Source organism: Cellulosimicrobium sp. So1_17 (assembly GCF_055181235.1).
On the sequence record NZ_CM143702.1, the window covers coordinates 13,052 to 27,961 of the forward strand.

Annotated in this window: 11 protein-coding genes and 1 pseudogene; 9 read left to right on the plus strand and 3 right to left on the minus strand. The window is 72.7% G+C overall.

What is annotated here, in order from left to right:
* The first annotated feature begins 19 nt into the window (after nucleotides 1-19).
* The 8 genes and pseudogenes from ACZCLJ_RS00060 to allB all read left to right on the plus strand — a co-directional run bounded on the left by ACZCLJ_RS00060 (nucleotide 20) and on the right by allB (nucleotide 10,720).
* A complete protein-coding gene (locus ACZCLJ_RS00060; RefSeq protein ID WP_251151805.1) occupies nucleotides 20-1,513 on the plus strand; it encodes an NAD-dependent malic enzyme in 1,494 nt (497 codons plus the stop codon).
* Between the two features lie 49 nt (nucleotides 1,514-1,562).
* Nucleotides 1,563-3,215 (plus strand): malate synthase A, encoded by a 1,653-nt coding sequence (gene aceB, locus ACZCLJ_RS00065; RefSeq protein ID WP_463105037.1) that lies wholly within the window; start codon nucleotides 1,563-1,565, stop codon nucleotides 3,213-3,215.
* Complete coding sequence (locus tag ACZCLJ_RS00070) at nucleotides 3,215-4,528, plus strand: DUF6986 family protein (protein WP_463105038.1); 1,314 nt, start codon at nucleotides 3,215-3,217, stop codon at nucleotides 4,526-4,528. The genes aceB and ACZCLJ_RS00070 overlap by 1 nt, the downstream gene beginning before the upstream one ends.
* Before the next feature lie 76 nt (nucleotides 4,529-4,604).
* Nucleotides 4,605-5,432 carry a bifunctional allantoicase/(S)-ureidoglycine aminohydrolase gene (locus ACZCLJ_RS00075; RefSeq protein WP_251151802.1) on the plus strand — a complete coding sequence of 276 codons (828 nt, stop codon included), beginning with the start codon at nucleotides 4,605-4,607 and terminating at the stop codon, nucleotides 5,430-5,432.
* Nucleotides 5,433-5,650: 218 nt separating this feature from the next.
* Nucleotides 5,651-6,466, plus strand: coding sequence for a hydroxypyruvate isomerase family protein (locus ACZCLJ_RS00080; protein WP_463105039.1), 816 nt, complete (start codon nucleotides 5,651-5,653; stop codon nucleotides 6,464-6,466).
* Nucleotides 6,467-6,529: 63 nt separating this feature from the next.
* Nucleotides 6,530-7,429: pseudogene (locus ACZCLJ_RS00085) on the plus strand (2-hydroxy-3-oxopropionate reductase); the annotation flags it as partial.
* Nucleotides 7,430-7,471: 42 nt separating this feature from the next.
* Nucleotides 7,472-9,259: a glyoxylate carboligase gene (gene gcl / locus ACZCLJ_RS00090; protein WP_463105040.1), complete on the plus strand. Its 1,788-nt coding sequence runs from the start codon at nucleotides 7,472-7,474 to the stop codon at nucleotides 9,257-9,259.
* Between the two features lie 81 nt (nucleotides 9,260-9,340).
* Complete coding sequence (allB, locus tag ACZCLJ_RS00095; protein WP_463105041.1) at nucleotides 9,341-10,720, plus strand: allantoinase AllB; 1,380 nt, start codon at nucleotides 9,341-9,343, stop codon at nucleotides 10,718-10,720.
* Nucleotides 10,721-10,822: 102 nt separating this feature from the next.
* Here the strand turns inward: allB and ACZCLJ_RS00100 are convergent, their stop codons facing one another.
* The 3 genes from ACZCLJ_RS00100 to ACZCLJ_RS00110 form a co-directional block, all read right to left on the minus strand.
* A complete protein-coding gene (locus ACZCLJ_RS00100) occupies nucleotides 10,823-11,311 on the minus strand; it encodes an SRPBCC family protein (protein ID WP_251151796.1) in 489 nt (162 codons plus the stop codon).
* Nucleotides 11,308-11,676 carry an ArsR/SmtB family transcription factor gene (locus tag ACZCLJ_RS00105; RefSeq protein ID WP_285821121.1) on the minus strand — a complete coding sequence of 123 codons (369 nt, stop codon included), beginning with the start codon at nucleotides 11,674-11,676 and terminating at the stop codon, nucleotides 11,308-11,310. Before ACZCLJ_RS00105 ends, ACZCLJ_RS00100 begins: the two co-directional genes overlap by 4 nt.
* A 119-nt stretch (nucleotides 11,677-11,795) precedes the next feature.
* Nucleotides 11,796-13,199 (minus strand): cryptochrome/photolyase family protein, encoded by a 1,404-nt coding sequence (locus tag ACZCLJ_RS00110; RefSeq protein WP_463105042.1) that lies wholly within the window; start codon nucleotides 13,197-13,199, stop codon nucleotides 11,796-11,798.
* Between the two features lie 52 nt (nucleotides 13,200-13,251).
* On the opposite strand from ACZCLJ_RS00110, the gene ACZCLJ_RS00115 reads away from it, so the two are divergent.
* The gene (locus tag ACZCLJ_RS00115; RefSeq protein ID WP_463105043.1) at nucleotides 13,252-14,907 is read left to right on the plus strand and encodes a peptide MFS transporter; all 1,656 of its coding nucleotides are present in this window, start codon (nucleotides 13,252-13,254) and stop codon (nucleotides 14,905-14,907) included.
* Nucleotides 14,908-14,910: the final 3 nt, after the last annotated feature.

Below are 14,910 nucleotides of genomic sequence, written 5' to 3' on the forward strand. Positions count from 1 at the left end.
ACGAGAAGAAGGAACAACCATGACGTCCGAACCGCAGCCCGCCCCGACGACGACCGCCAAGCACGTCGCGACGAGCCCGAGCTACTCCATCACGCTGCGCGTCGAGGCCCCGAGCGGGCACCGCACCGCGAGCGACCTCGTCGCGGCCGTGAGCGCCACCGGCGCCGCGATCACGGGTGTGGACGTCTCGGAGTCCGGCGCGGACGTCCTCGTCGTCGACATCACCGCCGACACGGTCGACGCGGCGCACGTCGAGCAGATCCGTGACGCGCTCGGCGCGCTCGACGGCATCACCGTGCGCCACGTGAGCGACGCGACCTTCCTCATGCACCTCGGCGGCAAGCTCGAGGTCAACCCGAAGGTCCCGCTGCGCCACCGCGCCGACCTCGCCCGCGCCTACACGCCCGGCGTCGCCCGCGTGTGCCTCGCGATCGCGGAGCGACCCGAGGACGCGCGCCGCCTCACGGTCAAGCGCAACACCGTCGCGGTCGTCACCGACGGCACCGCGGTGCTCGGCCTGGGCGACATCGGCCCCGCGGCCGCGCTGCCGGTGATGGAGGGCAAGGCCGCGCTGTTCAAGCAGTTCGCGGGCGTCGACGCGTGGCCGGTGTGCCTCGACACGACGGACACCGAGGAGATCATCCGCACCGTCAAGGCGATCGCGCCGGTCTACGGCGGGATCAACCTCGAGGACATCTCGGCGCCGCGCTGCTTCGAGATCGAGCGCCGCCTGCGCGACGAGCTCGACATCCCCGTGTTCCACGACGACCAGCACGGCACGGCGATCGTCGTGCTCGCGGCGCTGACGAACGCGCTGCGCGTCGTCGGGAAGTCCATCGAGGACGTGCGGATCGTCGTGTCGGGCGTGGGCGCCGCGGGGTCGGCGATCATCAAGCTCCTGCAGGGTCAGGGTGCGCGGCACGTCGTGGCGTTCGACCGCAAGGGCGCGCTCCACGCGGGCAACGCGGGCGACGACGAGAACCGCCGACACCTCGCGGCGACGACGAACGCCGACGGGTTCACGGGGACGTTGCGCGAGGGCCTCGCCGGGGCGGACGTGTTCGTCGGGGTCTCCGGACCGAACATCCTCTCCGGCGACGACATCGCGACGATGGCCGACGAGGCGATCGTGTTCGCGCTCGCGAACCCGACGCCCGAGGTCGACCCGATCGCCGCCGCGCAGCACGCGACCGTCGTCGCGACGGGGCGCAGCGACTTCCCGAACCAGATCAACAACGTGCTGGCGTTCCCGGGCCTGTTCCGCGGGCTGCTCGACGCCGGGGCGCGCGAGATCACCGACGAGATGCTGCGTGTCGCGGCGGTCGCGATCGCCGACGCCGTCGAGCCCGGCGAGCTCAGCGCGAGCTACATCGTGCCGAGCGTGTTCGAGCCCACCGTCGCGACGTCGGTGGCGCGCGCCGTCGCCGAGGTCGCGGAGCGGGACCGGGCGGGCCAGGCTCAGGGGAGCGCCCCGTCGGGACGCCCCGCCGGGACCCCGGCCGCGCGGTCCTGACAGCGACCACGCGCGTCGCGCCGACAGCATCCCGCAGAGAGGACACACCATGACCACCACCACGGCCGTCTCCGTCCACGGCCCCGCCGTCGAGCGGGCGGAGGAGATCCTCACGCCCGAGGCGCTCGCGTTCGTCGCCGACCTCCAGCGCCGTTTCGTTGCGCGCCGCGACGAGCTCCTCGCGGCCCGGGCCACGCGGCGCGAGGAGGTCTCGCGCACCGGGCGGCTGGACTTCCTGCCCGAGACGGCCGAGGTACGCACGGCGGACTGGACGGTCGCCGGCGCGCCGGCCGACCTGCTCGACCGTCGCGTCGAGATCACCGGGCCGCCGACCCCGAAGATGGCGATCAACGCGCTGAACTCCGGGGCCAAGGTCTGGCTCGCGGACCTCGAGGACGCGTCGACGCCGCACTGGGCCAGCGTCGTCGGCGGCCAGGTCGCGCTGCACGACGCGACCCGCCGCACCCTGGCGTTCACGTCGCCCGAGGGCAAGCAGTACGCGCTGCGCCCGGAGACCGACGACGACCCCCTGGCCGTCATGGTCGTCCGCCCGCGCGGCTGGCACTTCGACGAGGTGCACGTCCAGGTCGACGGCGCACCCGCCGTCGGCGCGCTCGTCGACTTCGGCCTGCACTTCTTCCACAACGCGACGGAGCTCCTCGCGCGGGGCTCCGGCCCGTACTACTACCTGCCCAAGATGGAGTCGCACCTCGAGGCGCGCCTGTGGAACGACGTCTTCACGGTCGCGCAGGAGGCGCTCGGCGTCCCGCACGGGACGATCCGCGCGACGGTGCTCATCGAGACCATCCCCGCGGCGTTCGAGATGGACGAGATCCTCTACGAGCTGCGCGACCACGCCTCGGGGCTCAACGCGGGCCGCTGGGACTACCTGTTCTCGGTCATCAAGTACTTCCGCGACTCGGGGTCGTCGTTCACGCTGCCCGACCGCGGCGCGATCACCATGACGGCGCCGTTCATGCGCGCGTACACCGAGCTGCTCGTCTCGACGTGCCACCGCCGCGGGGCGTTCGCGATGGGCGGCATGGCCGCCGTCATCCCGAACCGGCGCGAGCCGGAGGTCACGGCGCAGGCGTTCGACAAGGTGCGCGCGGACAAGCAGCGGGAGGCCGGCGACGGGTTCGACGGCTCGTGGGTCGCCCACCCCGACCTCGTGCCGGTCTGCCGCGAGGTGTTCGACGAGGTGCTCGGCGACCGCCCGAACCAGCTCGACCGGCAGCGGCCCGACGTCCACGTGACGGCGGACCAGCTCCTCGACGTGTCGTCCGCGCAGGGCGACATCACGGAGACCGGCCTGCGGAACAACCTGTACGTCTCGGTCGCGTACGTCGCCGCGTGGCTCGCGGGGAACGGGGCGGTGGCGATCCACAACCTCATGGAGGACGCGGCCACGGCCGAGATCTCGCGGTCGCAGGTGTGGCAGTGGGTGCGCTCGGGTGCGTCCTTCACCGCCGGCGAGGGCGTCGGGACGACGATCACCGCGGACCTGGTCCGCACGCTGCTGGGCGAGGAGACCGCCCGCCTGCGCGCCGACGTCGGGCCCGAGACCTACGACGCCGGACCGTACGAGCAGGCCCGCACGCTCGTCGAGGGCATCGCCCTGGACGACCACTACGTCGACTTCCTCACGCTCCCCGCGTACGACGCGGTCGTCGCGGCGGAGTCGTCGGACGAGGCGTCCTGATGCCCGCCGGGTTCACCGAGGGCGACGTCGAGGCCCTGCACGCGACGCTCGACGGCCTGCTCGGGTCCTGGGACGCGGAGCTCGAGGCGCGCTACCCAGGAGACGACGGCTCGCGCCAGCCCGTGCACACCGTCTACGTCCCGGGCCACCGGTACGCCGCCGGCCTCGCGGGCGAGTGGGCCGCCGAGGCCCGCTCCGCCGTCGAGGCGGCGGGCGGGGTGCGTCGGCTCGTCGACGTCCTGGGCATCGAGGACCCCGTGCTCGCCGCGGCGGTCACGGAGCGTGTGACGGCCAAGCTCGCCGTGGAGGCCATAGAGGACCTGCGCATCGACTTCGAGGACGGCTTCGGCGACCAGGGCGACGCCGCCGAGGACGCCGCCGTGGTCGCCGCGGCGCGTGCGCTCGCCGCGTCGGAGGCGCACGGCACGTCGACACCGTTCAGCGGCATCCGCATCAAGTGCCTCGAGGCGGCGACGCGCCGGCGCGGCGTACGGACGGCGGCCCTGTTCGTCGCCGAGCTCGTGGCCGAGCGCGGCGCGCGCGGACTCGCCGGGCTGCCCGAGGGCTTCGTCGTCACCCTCGCCAAGGTGACCGCGCCCGAGCAGGTCGTCGCGATGGCCCGCGTGTGCGAGCGCGTCGAGGAGGCGAACGGGCTCGAGCCCGGGAGCCTGCGGTTCGAGGTCCAGGTCGAGACGCCCCAGGCGATCCTCGCGGCGGACGGCACCGCCGCGGTCGCGCGGCTCGTGCACGCGGCCCCGGGCCGGGTGACGAGCCTGCACTACGGCACGTACGACTACTCGGCCTCGCTCGGGATCGCGGCCGCCTACCAGTCGATGGAGCACCCGGCGGCCGACCACGCGAAGCAGGTCATGCAGCTCGCGGTCGCCGGCACGGGGGTACGCCTGTCGGACGGCTCCACGAACGTGCTGCCCGTCGGTGACGCCGAGGCCGTCGACGCCGCGTGGCGCCTGCACGGGCGGCTCGTGCGGCGCTCGCTCGAGCGCGGCTACTACCAGGGCTGGGACCTGCACCCGGCCCAGCTCCCGAGCCGGTTCGCCGCGACCTACGCGTTCTACCGGGAGGGTGCCACGGCGGCGCTCGCGCGCCTCGCGGCCTACGTGGGCTTCGTTCCCGACGGCGGCGGCGTGCTCGACGAGCCCGCCACCGCGAAGGCGATGGCCTGGTTCCTCGGGCGCGGCGTCGACTGCGGCGCGCTCACGGAGGCCGAGGTCCGGACCGCGACGGGGCTGGACCTCGACGGCCTGGACCGTGTCCGCGTCACGGGCCACGCCCCGCAGCCGGTCGCGGGCTGACGCACACGCCACACCACCGGTACACCCCGCACCCGCGCGGCCGGCCCGCGCCGGTCACGACCCCGAGGAGAGAGACATGACCCAGAGCACCCGGTACTACACGCCGCAGGGCGGCCTGCCCGGCCAGACCGAGCTGCTCACCGACCGCGCGATCGTCACCGAGGCGTACACGGTGATCCCGCGCGGCGTGCTGCGCGACATCGTCACGAGCAAGCTGCCGGGCTGGGAGGCCACGCGGCTGTGGGTGCTCGCGCGGCCGATCGAGGGCTTCGCGACGACGTTCGCGCAGTACGTCATGGAGGTCGCGCCGGGAGGCGGCGCCGACCAGGGCGAGGACGAGGAGACGGTCCAGTCGGTCGTCTTCGTCACCGAGGGCACGCTGGTCCTGACGCTCGACGGCGCCGAGCACGTGCTCGAGCCGGGCGGCTACGCCTACCTGGCGGCGGGGGAGCGGTGGGGCCTGCACAACCGGTCGGACGCCAAGGCGTCGTTCCAGTGGGTGCGCAAGGTGTACGAGCCGATCGCCGGGCACCGCGCGACGTCGTTCGTCACGCGCGAGCAGGACGTCACACCGCGCGAGATGCCCGACACCGACGGCGCGTGGGCGACGACACGGTTCGTCGACCCCGAGGACCTCGCGCACGACATGCACGTCAACATCGTGACGTTCCAGCCGGGCGGGTCGATCCCGTTCGCGGAGACGCACATCATGGAGCACGGGCTGTACGTGCTCGAGGGCAAGGCCGTCTACCGCCTCAACGGGGACTGGGTCGAGGTCCAGGAGGGCGACTTCATGTGGCTCCGGGCGTTCTGCCCGCAGGCCTGCTACGCGGGCGGCCCCAAGCCGTTCCGGTACCTGCTCTACAAGGACGTCAACCGGCAGGTCAGGCTCGACCGCCGCTGACGCTCCTGAAGTGCTGTGGGCATGAGAAGGGCCCGGTCTCGCGCGCGAGACCGGGCCCTTTCCATGCCCACAACGGGCAGCCGGTGCTTCGGGGTCCGGTCAGGTGTTGACTGCGGCGCGCGGGACTGCCTACACTTCCATACAGCAGAAGAAAAGTTCCGCAGAATGGAAGGCGCACCGAGGCGGCGCTGTGGGACCCGACACTCCGGGAGACGACGATGACGAACGCGACCGACGACCCGACGTACACCGTCAACTGCTCGATCCTGCTCACCGACTTCCCGCTCCTCGAGCGGCCGGCCGCCGCCGCTGCGGCGGGCTTCCGCGGCATCGAGCTGTGGTGGCCGTTCGCGACCCCGACGCCGTCGCGCGACGAGGTCGACACCCTCGTCGGGGCGATCGAGGCGGCCGGCGTCCAGCTCACGGGCCTGAACTTCGACGCCGGGAACATGCCCGGGGGAGACCGCGGCCTGGTGTCGTGGCCGGCCCGCTCGGCGGACCTGCGCGCCAACCTCGACGTCGTCACCGAGATCGGCGAGCGCACCGGCTGCCGCGCGTTCAACGCGCTCTACGGCAACCGCCAGGAAGGCGTGTCGCCGGAGGAGCAGGACGAGCTCGGCGCGGAGAACCTGGCGCTCGCGGCGCGAGCCGTCGCACGGATCGGCGGCACGGTGCTCGTCGAGCCGGTGAGCGGCGCCCCCGCCTACCCGCTGAGGACCGCGGCGGACGCGGTGCGCGTCATCGACCGCGTGGCGGCCGACCACGGCGAGACGAACGTCGGCCTGCTGTTCGACGTCTACCACCTGTCCGTCAACGGCGACGACGTCGACGCCGCCCTGTCGACCTACCGCGGCCGCATCGCCCACGTGCAGGTCGCCGACGCACCCGGACGCGGCGAGCCCGGCACGGGCGACCTCCCGATCGACCGCTGGACCAAGGACCTGCGCGCCGGCGGCTACGACGGCTGGATCGGTCTCGAGTACAAGACCGATGCCGCCGACCCGTTCGCCTGGCTGCCCACCGACCAGCGCTGACCAGCGCCGACGAGCGCAGCAGCCGGCGCGCCCGGCCTCCTCCCTCGACCTTCCGCACGCAAGGAGCACGACATGACGAAGCAGAGCATCGCCTTCATCGGCCTCGGCATCATGGGCAGCCCCATGGCCGTCCACCTCCAGGAGGCCGGGCACCAGGTCGCGGGGTACAACCGCAGCCCCGAGAAGACCGCACCGCTCGTCGCGGCGGGCGGCACCGCCGCCGGCTCGATCGCCGACGCCGTGAAGTCCGCCGACGTCGTCGCCGTCATGGTGCCCGACTCCCCGGACGTCGAGCAGGTCCTCACCGGGGAGGGCGGCGTCCTCGACAACGCCCAGCCGGGCACGCTCGTCATCGACTTCTCGTCGATCCGGCCCGACGTCACGGTCCGTCTCGCCGAGGCCGCTCGCGAGCGCGGCCTGCGCTACCTCGACGCCCCGGTCTCCGGTGGTGAGGCCGGTGCGAAGAACGCCGCGCTGTCGATCATGGTCGGCGGCGACGCCACCGACTTCGAGGCCGCGCGGCCGGTCTTCGACGCCGTCGGCAAGACGGTCGTCCACGTCGGCCCGACCGGCTCGGGTCAGACCGTCAAGGCCGCGAACCAGCTCATCGTCGCCGCCAACATCCAGGCGCTCGCCGAGGCCGTCGCCTTCCTCGAGGCGTACGGCGTCGACCTGCCCAGCGCGCTCGAGGTGCTCGGCGGCGGGCTCGCCGGGTCGAAGGTCCTCGACCAGAAGAAGCAGAACATGATCGACAAGTCCTTCACCCCGGGCTTCCGCATCGCGCTGCACCACAAGGACCTCGGGATCGTCACGGCCGCGGCCCGCGAGCAGGGCGTCGTCGTACCGCTCGGCGCGCTCGTCGCGCAGCTCATGGGGTCGGCCCTCGCCAACGGCGACGGCGACCTCGACCACTCGGGCCTGCTCCGCGGCGTCGAGCGCCTGTCCGGACGCCTCGACTCCTGACCCCACACCGACGACGAAGTCACCCCCAGCAAGGAGAGAACCATGCCTCGTATGCGCGCGGTCGACGCCGCCGTGGCGATCCTCGAGATCGAGGGCGCCACGCAGGCCTTCGGCCTCCCCGGTGCCGCGATCAACCCCTTCTACTCGGCGATGCAGCGCCACGGCGGCATCCGCCACGTCCTCGCCCGTCACGTCGAGGGCGCCTCCCACATGGCCGACGGGTACTCCCGCGCCCGGGAGGGCAACATCGGCATCTGCATCGGGACCTCCGGCCCCGCCGGCACCGACATGATCACGGGCCTCTACGCCGCGTGGGCCGACTCCGTGCCGATCCTGTGCATCACGGGCCAGGCGCCCGTCGCGAAGCTCGACAAGGAGGACTTCCAGGCGGTCGACATCGCGAGCATCGCGAAGCCCGTGACGAAGTTCGCCAAGACCGTCCTCGAGGCGGGACAGGTGGCGCAGGTCTTCCAGCAGGCGTTCCAGACCATGCGCTCGGGCCGTCCCGGTCCCGTGCTCATCGACCTGCCGATCGACGTGCAGCTCGCGGAGATCGAGTTCGACCCGGCCACGTACGCGCCGCTGCCGGTGAACAAGCCCGCCGCGACGCGCGCCCAGGCCGAACGCGCGATCGAGATGCTCCTCGCGGCCGAGCGGCCGGTGCTCATCGCGGGCGGCGGCATCGTCAACGCGGGCGGCGAGAAGCTCCTCGTCGAGCTGGCCGAGACGCTGGGCGTCCCCGTCGTCCCGACCCTCATGGGCTGGGGCGTCATCGGTGACGACCACCCGCTGGCCGCCGGGATGGCGGGGCTCCAGACGTCGCAGCGGTACGGCAACGCGAACCTGCTGGCGTCGGACTTCGTGCTCGGCATCGGCAACCGGTGGGCGAACCGCCACACCGGCGCGCTCGACGTCTACCGCGACGGGCGGACGTTCGTCCACGTGGACATCGAACCCACGCAGATCGGCCGCGTCTTCGCGCCGGACCTCGGCATCGTCTCCGACGCGAGGGCGGCGCTCGAGCTGTTCGTCGAGGTGGCGCGCGAGCGCAAGGCCGCGGGCACGGCGCGCGACTACTCCGCGTGGGTGGAGCAGGTCCAGCACAACAAGGCGACGCTGCAGCGCAAGACGCACTTCACCGAGATCCCCATCAAGCCGCAGCGCGTGTACGAGGAGATGAACAAGTCCTTCGGCCGCGACACGCGGTACGTCACGACGATCGGTCTCTCGCAGATCGCCGGGGCGCAGTTCCTCCACGTGTACGAGCCGCGGCACTGGATCAACGCCGGCCAGGCCGGCCCGCTGGGCTGGACCGGTCCGGCCGCGCTCGGCGTCGTGCAGGCGCTCGCCGACGACCCGGCGGAGAAGGTCGTCGCGCTCTCGGGCGACTACGACTTCCAGTTCATGATCGAGGAGCTCGCGGTCGGCGCGCAGTTCAACCTGGCGTACGTGCACGTCGTCGTGAACAACTCCTACCTGGGCCTGATCCGCCAGGCGCAGCGGGCGTTCGACATGGACTACCACGTGCAGCTCTCCTTTGAGAACGTGAACTCCCCGGAGATCGGCGGCTACGGCGTCGACCACGTGAAGGTGGCCGAGGGCCTGGGGTGCAAGGCGATCCGCGTCACCGACCCGGACGAGCTCGGCGAGGCGTTCGCCAAGGCGCAGGGCCTCGCGGAGGAGTACAAGGTGCCCGTGGTGGTCGAGGTCATCCTCGAGCGCGTGACGAACATCGCCATGGGGGCCGCCGGGATCGACGCCGTGAACGAGTTCGAGGCGCTCGCGATCTCCGCGGACGACGCCCCGACGGCGTCGGCCCTGCTCGACTGAGCGACGGACCACGACGGCCGGACGACGAGACGTGACCGCGCCGCGCGAGCGGCGCGGTCACGAGAAGTGGAGAGTGGTGCGATGAGCACGGGTGAAGAGACCGGCAGGGGTGCGACGGCGGCCGACCGCGTCCCGGACCTCGTCGTGCGCGGCGAGCGCGTGCTCGTCGCGTCGGGGGAGCAGCCGCGCGAGGTGGCCGTGACCGACGGCGTCATCACGGCGATCGAGCCGCTCGGCGCCGGGCTGGAAGGGCGGCGTGTCGTCGAGCTGACGGCGGACCAGGTGCTGATCCCCGGCCTGGTCGACACGCACGTGCACGTCAACGAGCCCGGCCGCACCGAGTGGGAGGGGTTCGCGTCCGCGACGCGGGCCGCCGCCGCGGGTGGCGTGACGACGATCGTCGACATGCCGCTCAACTCGATCCCGCCGACGGTCGACGTCGCAGCGCTCGAGCTCAAGCAGAAGGTCGCCCGCGACCAGGCGTTCGTCGACGTCGGGTTCTGGGGCGGCGCGGTGCCCGGGAACGGCGCCGAGCTGCGTCCGCTGTGGGACGCCGGCGTGTTCGGCTTCAAGTGCTTCCTGCTGCACTCGGGTGTCGAGGAGTTCGGCTACCTCGAGCCCGACGAGCTCGAGGAGGACCTGCGGGTACTCGCCGACTTCGACGGCCTCATGCTGGTGCACGCCGAGGACTCGCGTGCCATCGACCGCGCGCCGAAGCCCCACGGCGACCACTACGACGTCTTCCTGGCGTCGCGGCCCCGCGGCGCGGAGAACGTCGCGATCGCCGCGGTCATCGAGACGGCGCGCTGGACGGGCGCCCGCGCGCACGTGCTGCACCTGTCGAGCTCGGACGCCCTGCCCATGATCCGCAGCGCGAAGCGCGAGGGGGTCCGCCTCACGGTCGAGACGTGCCCGCACTACCTGGCGCTCGCGGCCGAGGAGATCCCCGACGGCGCGACGCAGTTCAAGTGCTGCCCGCCGATCCGGGAGATCGACAACCGCGAGCTGCTCTGGGAGGGCCTGCTCGACGGGACGATCGACTGCATCGTGTCCGACCACTCGCCGAGCACGCCCGACCTCAAGGAGCTCGAGACGGGGGACTTCGGCACGGCGTGGGGCGGCGTGTCCTCGCTGCAGCTCGGGCTCTCGATCGTGTGGACCGAGGCGCGCACGCGCGGCATCCCCTTCGCGCGCGTCGTCGAGTGGATGTCGGCCAGGCCCGCCGGCATCGCCGGTCTGCGCCGCAAGGGCGAGATCGCCCTCGGCCGGGACGGGGACCTCGCGGTCGTCGAGCCGGACACGGCGTTCGTCGTCGACCCGACGCGCTTGCACCACAAGAACCCCATCACCCCGTACGCGGACCGCGCGCTGTCGGGCGCCGTCGTCGCGACGTACCTGCGGGGTGAGGAGATCACCTTCGACCGCCCGACCGGTCGGCTGCTCGCACGCGGCGACGCCTGACCCGTCCGGTCGCCGGTCCCGCCCGCGCGCACGGACGCGGCGCGACCCCGCTGGTGGGGGTCGCGCCGCGTCCGTCGTCGTGGGGGCTGTCGTGCCGCGGGGTCAGCCCTCGGCGAGGATCTCGTCGAGCTGCTCGTAGCCCTCCCGGATCCCGACCTCCATGCCGCTCGCGACGAAGCCGTCGCGACCCTCGAACGAGTCGACGAGCGACGTCGCCGTGAGACGGCAGCGCCCGTCCGGGAGGTCCTCGAACTGGAGCCGGTCGAGCGAGACGCCGTCGGGGAACCCCTCGTAGGTGAACGTCTGGACGATGAGCTCGTTCGGGCGCACCTCGTGGACGCTCCCGAAGAACGCGTACTCGTTCCCGTCGGGGTCCACCTGCACGTAGCGGTACGCGCCGCCCGTGCGCACGTCCCAGTGCTCGTTGCGCTGCGAGAGGTACCGCGGGCCGTTCCAGCGGGCGAACACCTCGGGGTCGAGGTGGGCGCGGAAGACCTTCTCCGCGGGCGCGTCGAACTCGCGCACGATGCGGACGGTCGGGACGTCCTTCGGGACGATGATCTCGGTCTCGTGGGTGCTCGTGGTGCTCATGGTGCTTCTCCCGTCGTCGGGTCGTTCTCGGGCCCGGCCGGTCGGTCGGGCAGGTCGCGCAGGACGTCGTCGAGGCGGCGGTAGCGGTCCTCGGCCTCGCGCCGGTAGCGCTCGATCCACTTCGTCATGAGGTCGAAGACCTCCGCCTCGAGATGCACGGGGGCGCGGCGGGCGTCCGTCGTGCGGGTCACCAGGCCGGAGTCCTCGAGCACCCGCAGGTGCTTGGACACCGCCTGGACGGACATGTCGTACGGCTGGGCCAGCTCGCCGACGCTGGCGTCGCCCGACGCGAGCCGGGCCACCATGTCGCGGCGCGTGGGGTCGGCGAGCGCCGAGAACACGCGCGAGAGCGGGTCTGCCGTCACGGGACCTCCCTCGTCGGAGCGGGAAGGACCGCTCGCTTCTCCACTGCTTCTCAACTACTTGGTTGATGACGACACTACGCGCGTCGGGAAGAGCAGTCAACCCTTTGGTTGATAAAAAGTCAGCGGCGACGACCGCGCTCGAAGTCGTCGAGCGAGACCTTCCGCTCCTCGGCGTGGTCGACGATCCGCTCGGGGTAGCCCCCAGGCTGCTCCCGCAGCGTCCAGGGCTCGTGCACCGCGTTCCCCTCCACCCCGCGCAGCTCGGGCACCCAGCGGCGCACGTACGTCCCGTCCGGGTCGAACTTCTTCGACTGCGTCACCGGGTTGAAGATGCGGAAGTACGGCGCCGCGTCCCGTCCCGTGCCGGCGACCCACTGCCAGTTGAGCTGGTTCTGCGACACGTCCCCGTCGGCGAGGTGCGCCATGAAGTGCGCCGCGCCGCGCTGCCACCGCACGTGCAGGTCCTTGACGAGGAACGACGCGACGACCATCCGCACACGGTTGTGCATCCAGCCCTCGCCGAGCAGCTGGCGCATCCCCGCGTCCACGAGGGGATAGCCCGTGCGACCCGCGGCCCACGCCGCCAGGAACCGGTCCTCCTCCGCGCCCGTCGCCCACGCGTCGTCGGGCACCACGTCCCGCAGCGACCGGTGCGCCGCCCCCGGCTGGTGGAACAGGACGTCGGCGTGGAACTCGCGCCAGGCGAGCTCGGAGCGGTAGGCGAGGGCGCCATCGGAGATGTCGGCGCCGTCGTGGCGAGCCTCGTGCACGGCGTCGCGGACGTCGGCGAGGAGCGTCCGCGGGTGCAGCTCGCCCCACTTGAGCGGGATCGACATGCCCGACGTCGCGGGCCGGTCCGGGCGGTCGCGCTCGCTCGAGTACCCGGCGAGGTGGTCCTCGAGGAACGCGTGCCAGCGGCGTCGAGCCGCGGCCTCGCCCGCCGGGGGGAGGCCGGCGTCGGTCCCGGGATCGTCGGGCAGGCCGTCCGATCGGACGTCCGCCCACGGCACCGAGCGCGGGCGCGGCGCCGGGTCGCGCCAGCCGTGCTCGACCCACGCGTCGCGGAACGGCGTGAAGACCTGGAACGGGCCGCCCTGCTTGGTCAGCACCCGGCCGGGCGCCACGGCGTACGGCGAGCCGGTGCGCACGAGGCGCGCCCCGGCGTCGGGCAGCGTGGTCTCGACGGCCGCGTCGCGAGCCACCCCGTACGGCTCGAAGGACGCCGCGACGTGCACCTCCGCGGCCTCGACCTCGCGCGCCACCGCCGGGACGACGTCGCGCGGGTCGCCGTGGCGCACGACGAGGCGGCCGCCCGTCGCCTCGTCGAGCGCGGCGAGGCTGCGGGCGAGGTAGGACAGCCGCGGGCTCCCCGCCACGTCCCGGAGCCGGGGGTCGAGGACGTACAGGGCGACGACCTCGCCGTCGTCCCGGCGTGCGGCGTCGACGGCCGCGACGAGGGCGGGGTTGTCGGCCAGGCGCAGGTCGCGGCGGCACCACCAGATCGCGGACGCGGTCGAGGACATCAGGTCACGCTAACGGTCGCCTGTCCTGCTCGCCGGTGGGAGCATCGCACTCATGGACAGGGGCGGTCGGGGCGACGGGACCCAGGGGCGCGACGACGACGACGCCGCGCACCGGCTCGAGCGCGAGGCGGTGACGGAGCCCGACGCCGGGGCCCCGCCCTTCGGTGCGGGGACGGCCGCAGGGATCGCGGCGACAGGCTCGGGCGTCGGGCCGGCAGCCGGGCACATCGAGGGCGACCACGCCTTCTTCGGGCAGCCGCGAGGCCTGGCGACCCTGTTCACCACCGAGCTGTGGGAGCGGTTCAGCTACTACGGGATGCGCGCCATCCTGCTCTTCTACCTCACGGACACGATCGCCGACGGCGGTCTCGGGCTCGACGAGACGACCGGCCTCGCGCTCGTCTCGATCTACGGCACCAGCGTGTACCTGCTGTCGGTGGTCGGCGGCTGGCTCGCCGACCGGGTCATCGGGTCGCGGCGGTCCGTCCTGTACGGCGGCATCATCATCGCGGCCGGCCACGTGAGCCTCACGGTCCCGGGCGTCGGGTTCTCGATGGTCGGGATCGCGCTCGTCGCGCTCGGGACGGGACTGCTCAAGCCGAACGTCTCGTCGATGGTCGGCGAGCTCTACGCGCGCGACGACCCGCGCCGCGACTCGGCGTTCTCGATCTTCTACATGGGCATCAACATCGGCTCGTTCGTCGCGCCGTTCCTCGTCGGCGCCGCGCGGGCCTGGGGCGGGTACCACGCCGGGTTCGCGGTCGCCGCGGTCGGCATGGGCGTCGCGCTCGTCTTCTTCGTCGCCGGCCGCCGCTACCTCGGCGAGGCGGGCGCCCACGTGCCCAACCCCGTCCGGCCGGAGGAGCGCGCGAAGATCGCGCGGCTCTTCGCCGTCATCGCGGCGGGCGTGGCGGTCGTGGGGCTGATCGCCGTCGTCGTCTCCGGCGGGTTCGGGATCTCGACGTTCATCGACACCATGTCCTACCTCGCGTTCCTCGCGCCGATCGCGTACTTCGTCGTCATGTACCGCTCCCCGAAGGTCACCGACGCCGAGCGACCGCGCGTGATCGCCTACATCCCGCTGTTCGTCGCCGCGATGCTCTTCTGGATGATCTTCGAGCAGGCCGCCACGACCCTCTCGGCGTTCGCCAAGGACCGCACCGAGCTGAGCATCTTCGGCGTGGGGATCAGTCCGGAGTTCTTCCAGTCGGTGAACCCGCTGTCGATCATCCTGCTCGCCCCGGTGTTCGCGTGGATCTGGCTGAAGACCGGGGACCGCCCGGCGACGGCGAACAAGTTCGCGATCGGGCTCACGCTCGCGTCGGTGTCGTTCCTCTTCCTGGCGCTCGCGTCGGCGGTCGTGGGGGACGGCAAGGCCCCCGCGTGGGTGCTCGTGCTCGTCTACGTGATCCAGACGCTCGGCGAGCTGTGCCTGTCGCCCGTCGGCCTCGCCGCGACGACCCTCCTCGCGCCGCGCGCCTTCCGCTCGCAGGCGATGGCGCTGTGGTTCCTCGCGCCGGCCGCAGGTCAGGCCATCACGGCGCAGGTCGTCCAGGTGACGGAGGGCGCCTCGGACACCGCGTACTTCGGGGTGATCGGCGCGGTCGCGCTCGTCTTCGCGCTCGCCCTGTTCGCGCTCGCGCCGTGGGTCACGCGGCACATCCGCCACGCCGACGAGCTCGAGGACGCGCACACCGCCGGCGCGTGACGG

What these genes read in the sequence shown, in the direction of transcription:
- aceB (WP_463105037.1), top strand. Translation starts at nt 1,563, where the DNA reads ATGACCACCACCACGGCCGTCTCCGTCCACGGCCCCGCCGTCGAGCGG.
- ACZCLJ_RS00075 (WP_251151802.1), top strand. Translation starts at nt 4,605, where the DNA reads ATGACCCAGAGCACCCGGTACTACACGCCGCAGGGCGGCCTGCCCGGC.
- ACZCLJ_RS00110 (WP_463105042.1), bottom strand. Translation starts at nt 13,199, where the DNA reads ATGTCCTCGACCGCGTCCGCGATCTGGTGGTGCCGCCGCGACCTGCGC.
- allB (WP_463105041.1), top strand. Translation starts at nt 9,341, where the DNA reads ATGAGCACGGGTGAAGAGACCGGCAGGGGTGCGACGGCGGCCGACCGC.
- gcl (WP_463105040.1), top strand. Translation starts at nt 7,472, where the DNA reads ATGCCTCGTATGCGCGCGGTCGACGCCGCCGTGGCGATCCTCGAGATC.
- ACZCLJ_RS00115 (WP_463105043.1), top strand. Translation starts at nt 13,252, where the DNA reads ATGGACAGGGGCGGTCGGGGCGACGGGACCCAGGGGCGCGACGACGAC.
- ACZCLJ_RS00060 (WP_251151805.1), top strand. Translation starts at nt 20, where the DNA reads ATGACGTCCGAACCGCAGCCCGCCCCGACGACGACCGCCAAGCACGTC.
- ACZCLJ_RS00080 (WP_463105039.1), top strand. Translation starts at nt 5,651, where the DNA reads ATGACGAACGCGACCGACGACCCGACGTACACCGTCAACTGCTCGATC.
- ACZCLJ_RS00100 (WP_251151796.1), bottom strand. Translation starts at nt 11,311, where the DNA reads ATGAGCACCACGAGCACCCACGAGACCGAGATCATCGTCCCGAAGGAC.
- ACZCLJ_RS00070 (WP_463105038.1), top strand. Translation starts at nt 3,215, where the DNA reads ATGCCCGCCGGGTTCACCGAGGGCGACGTCGAGGCCCTGCACGCGACG.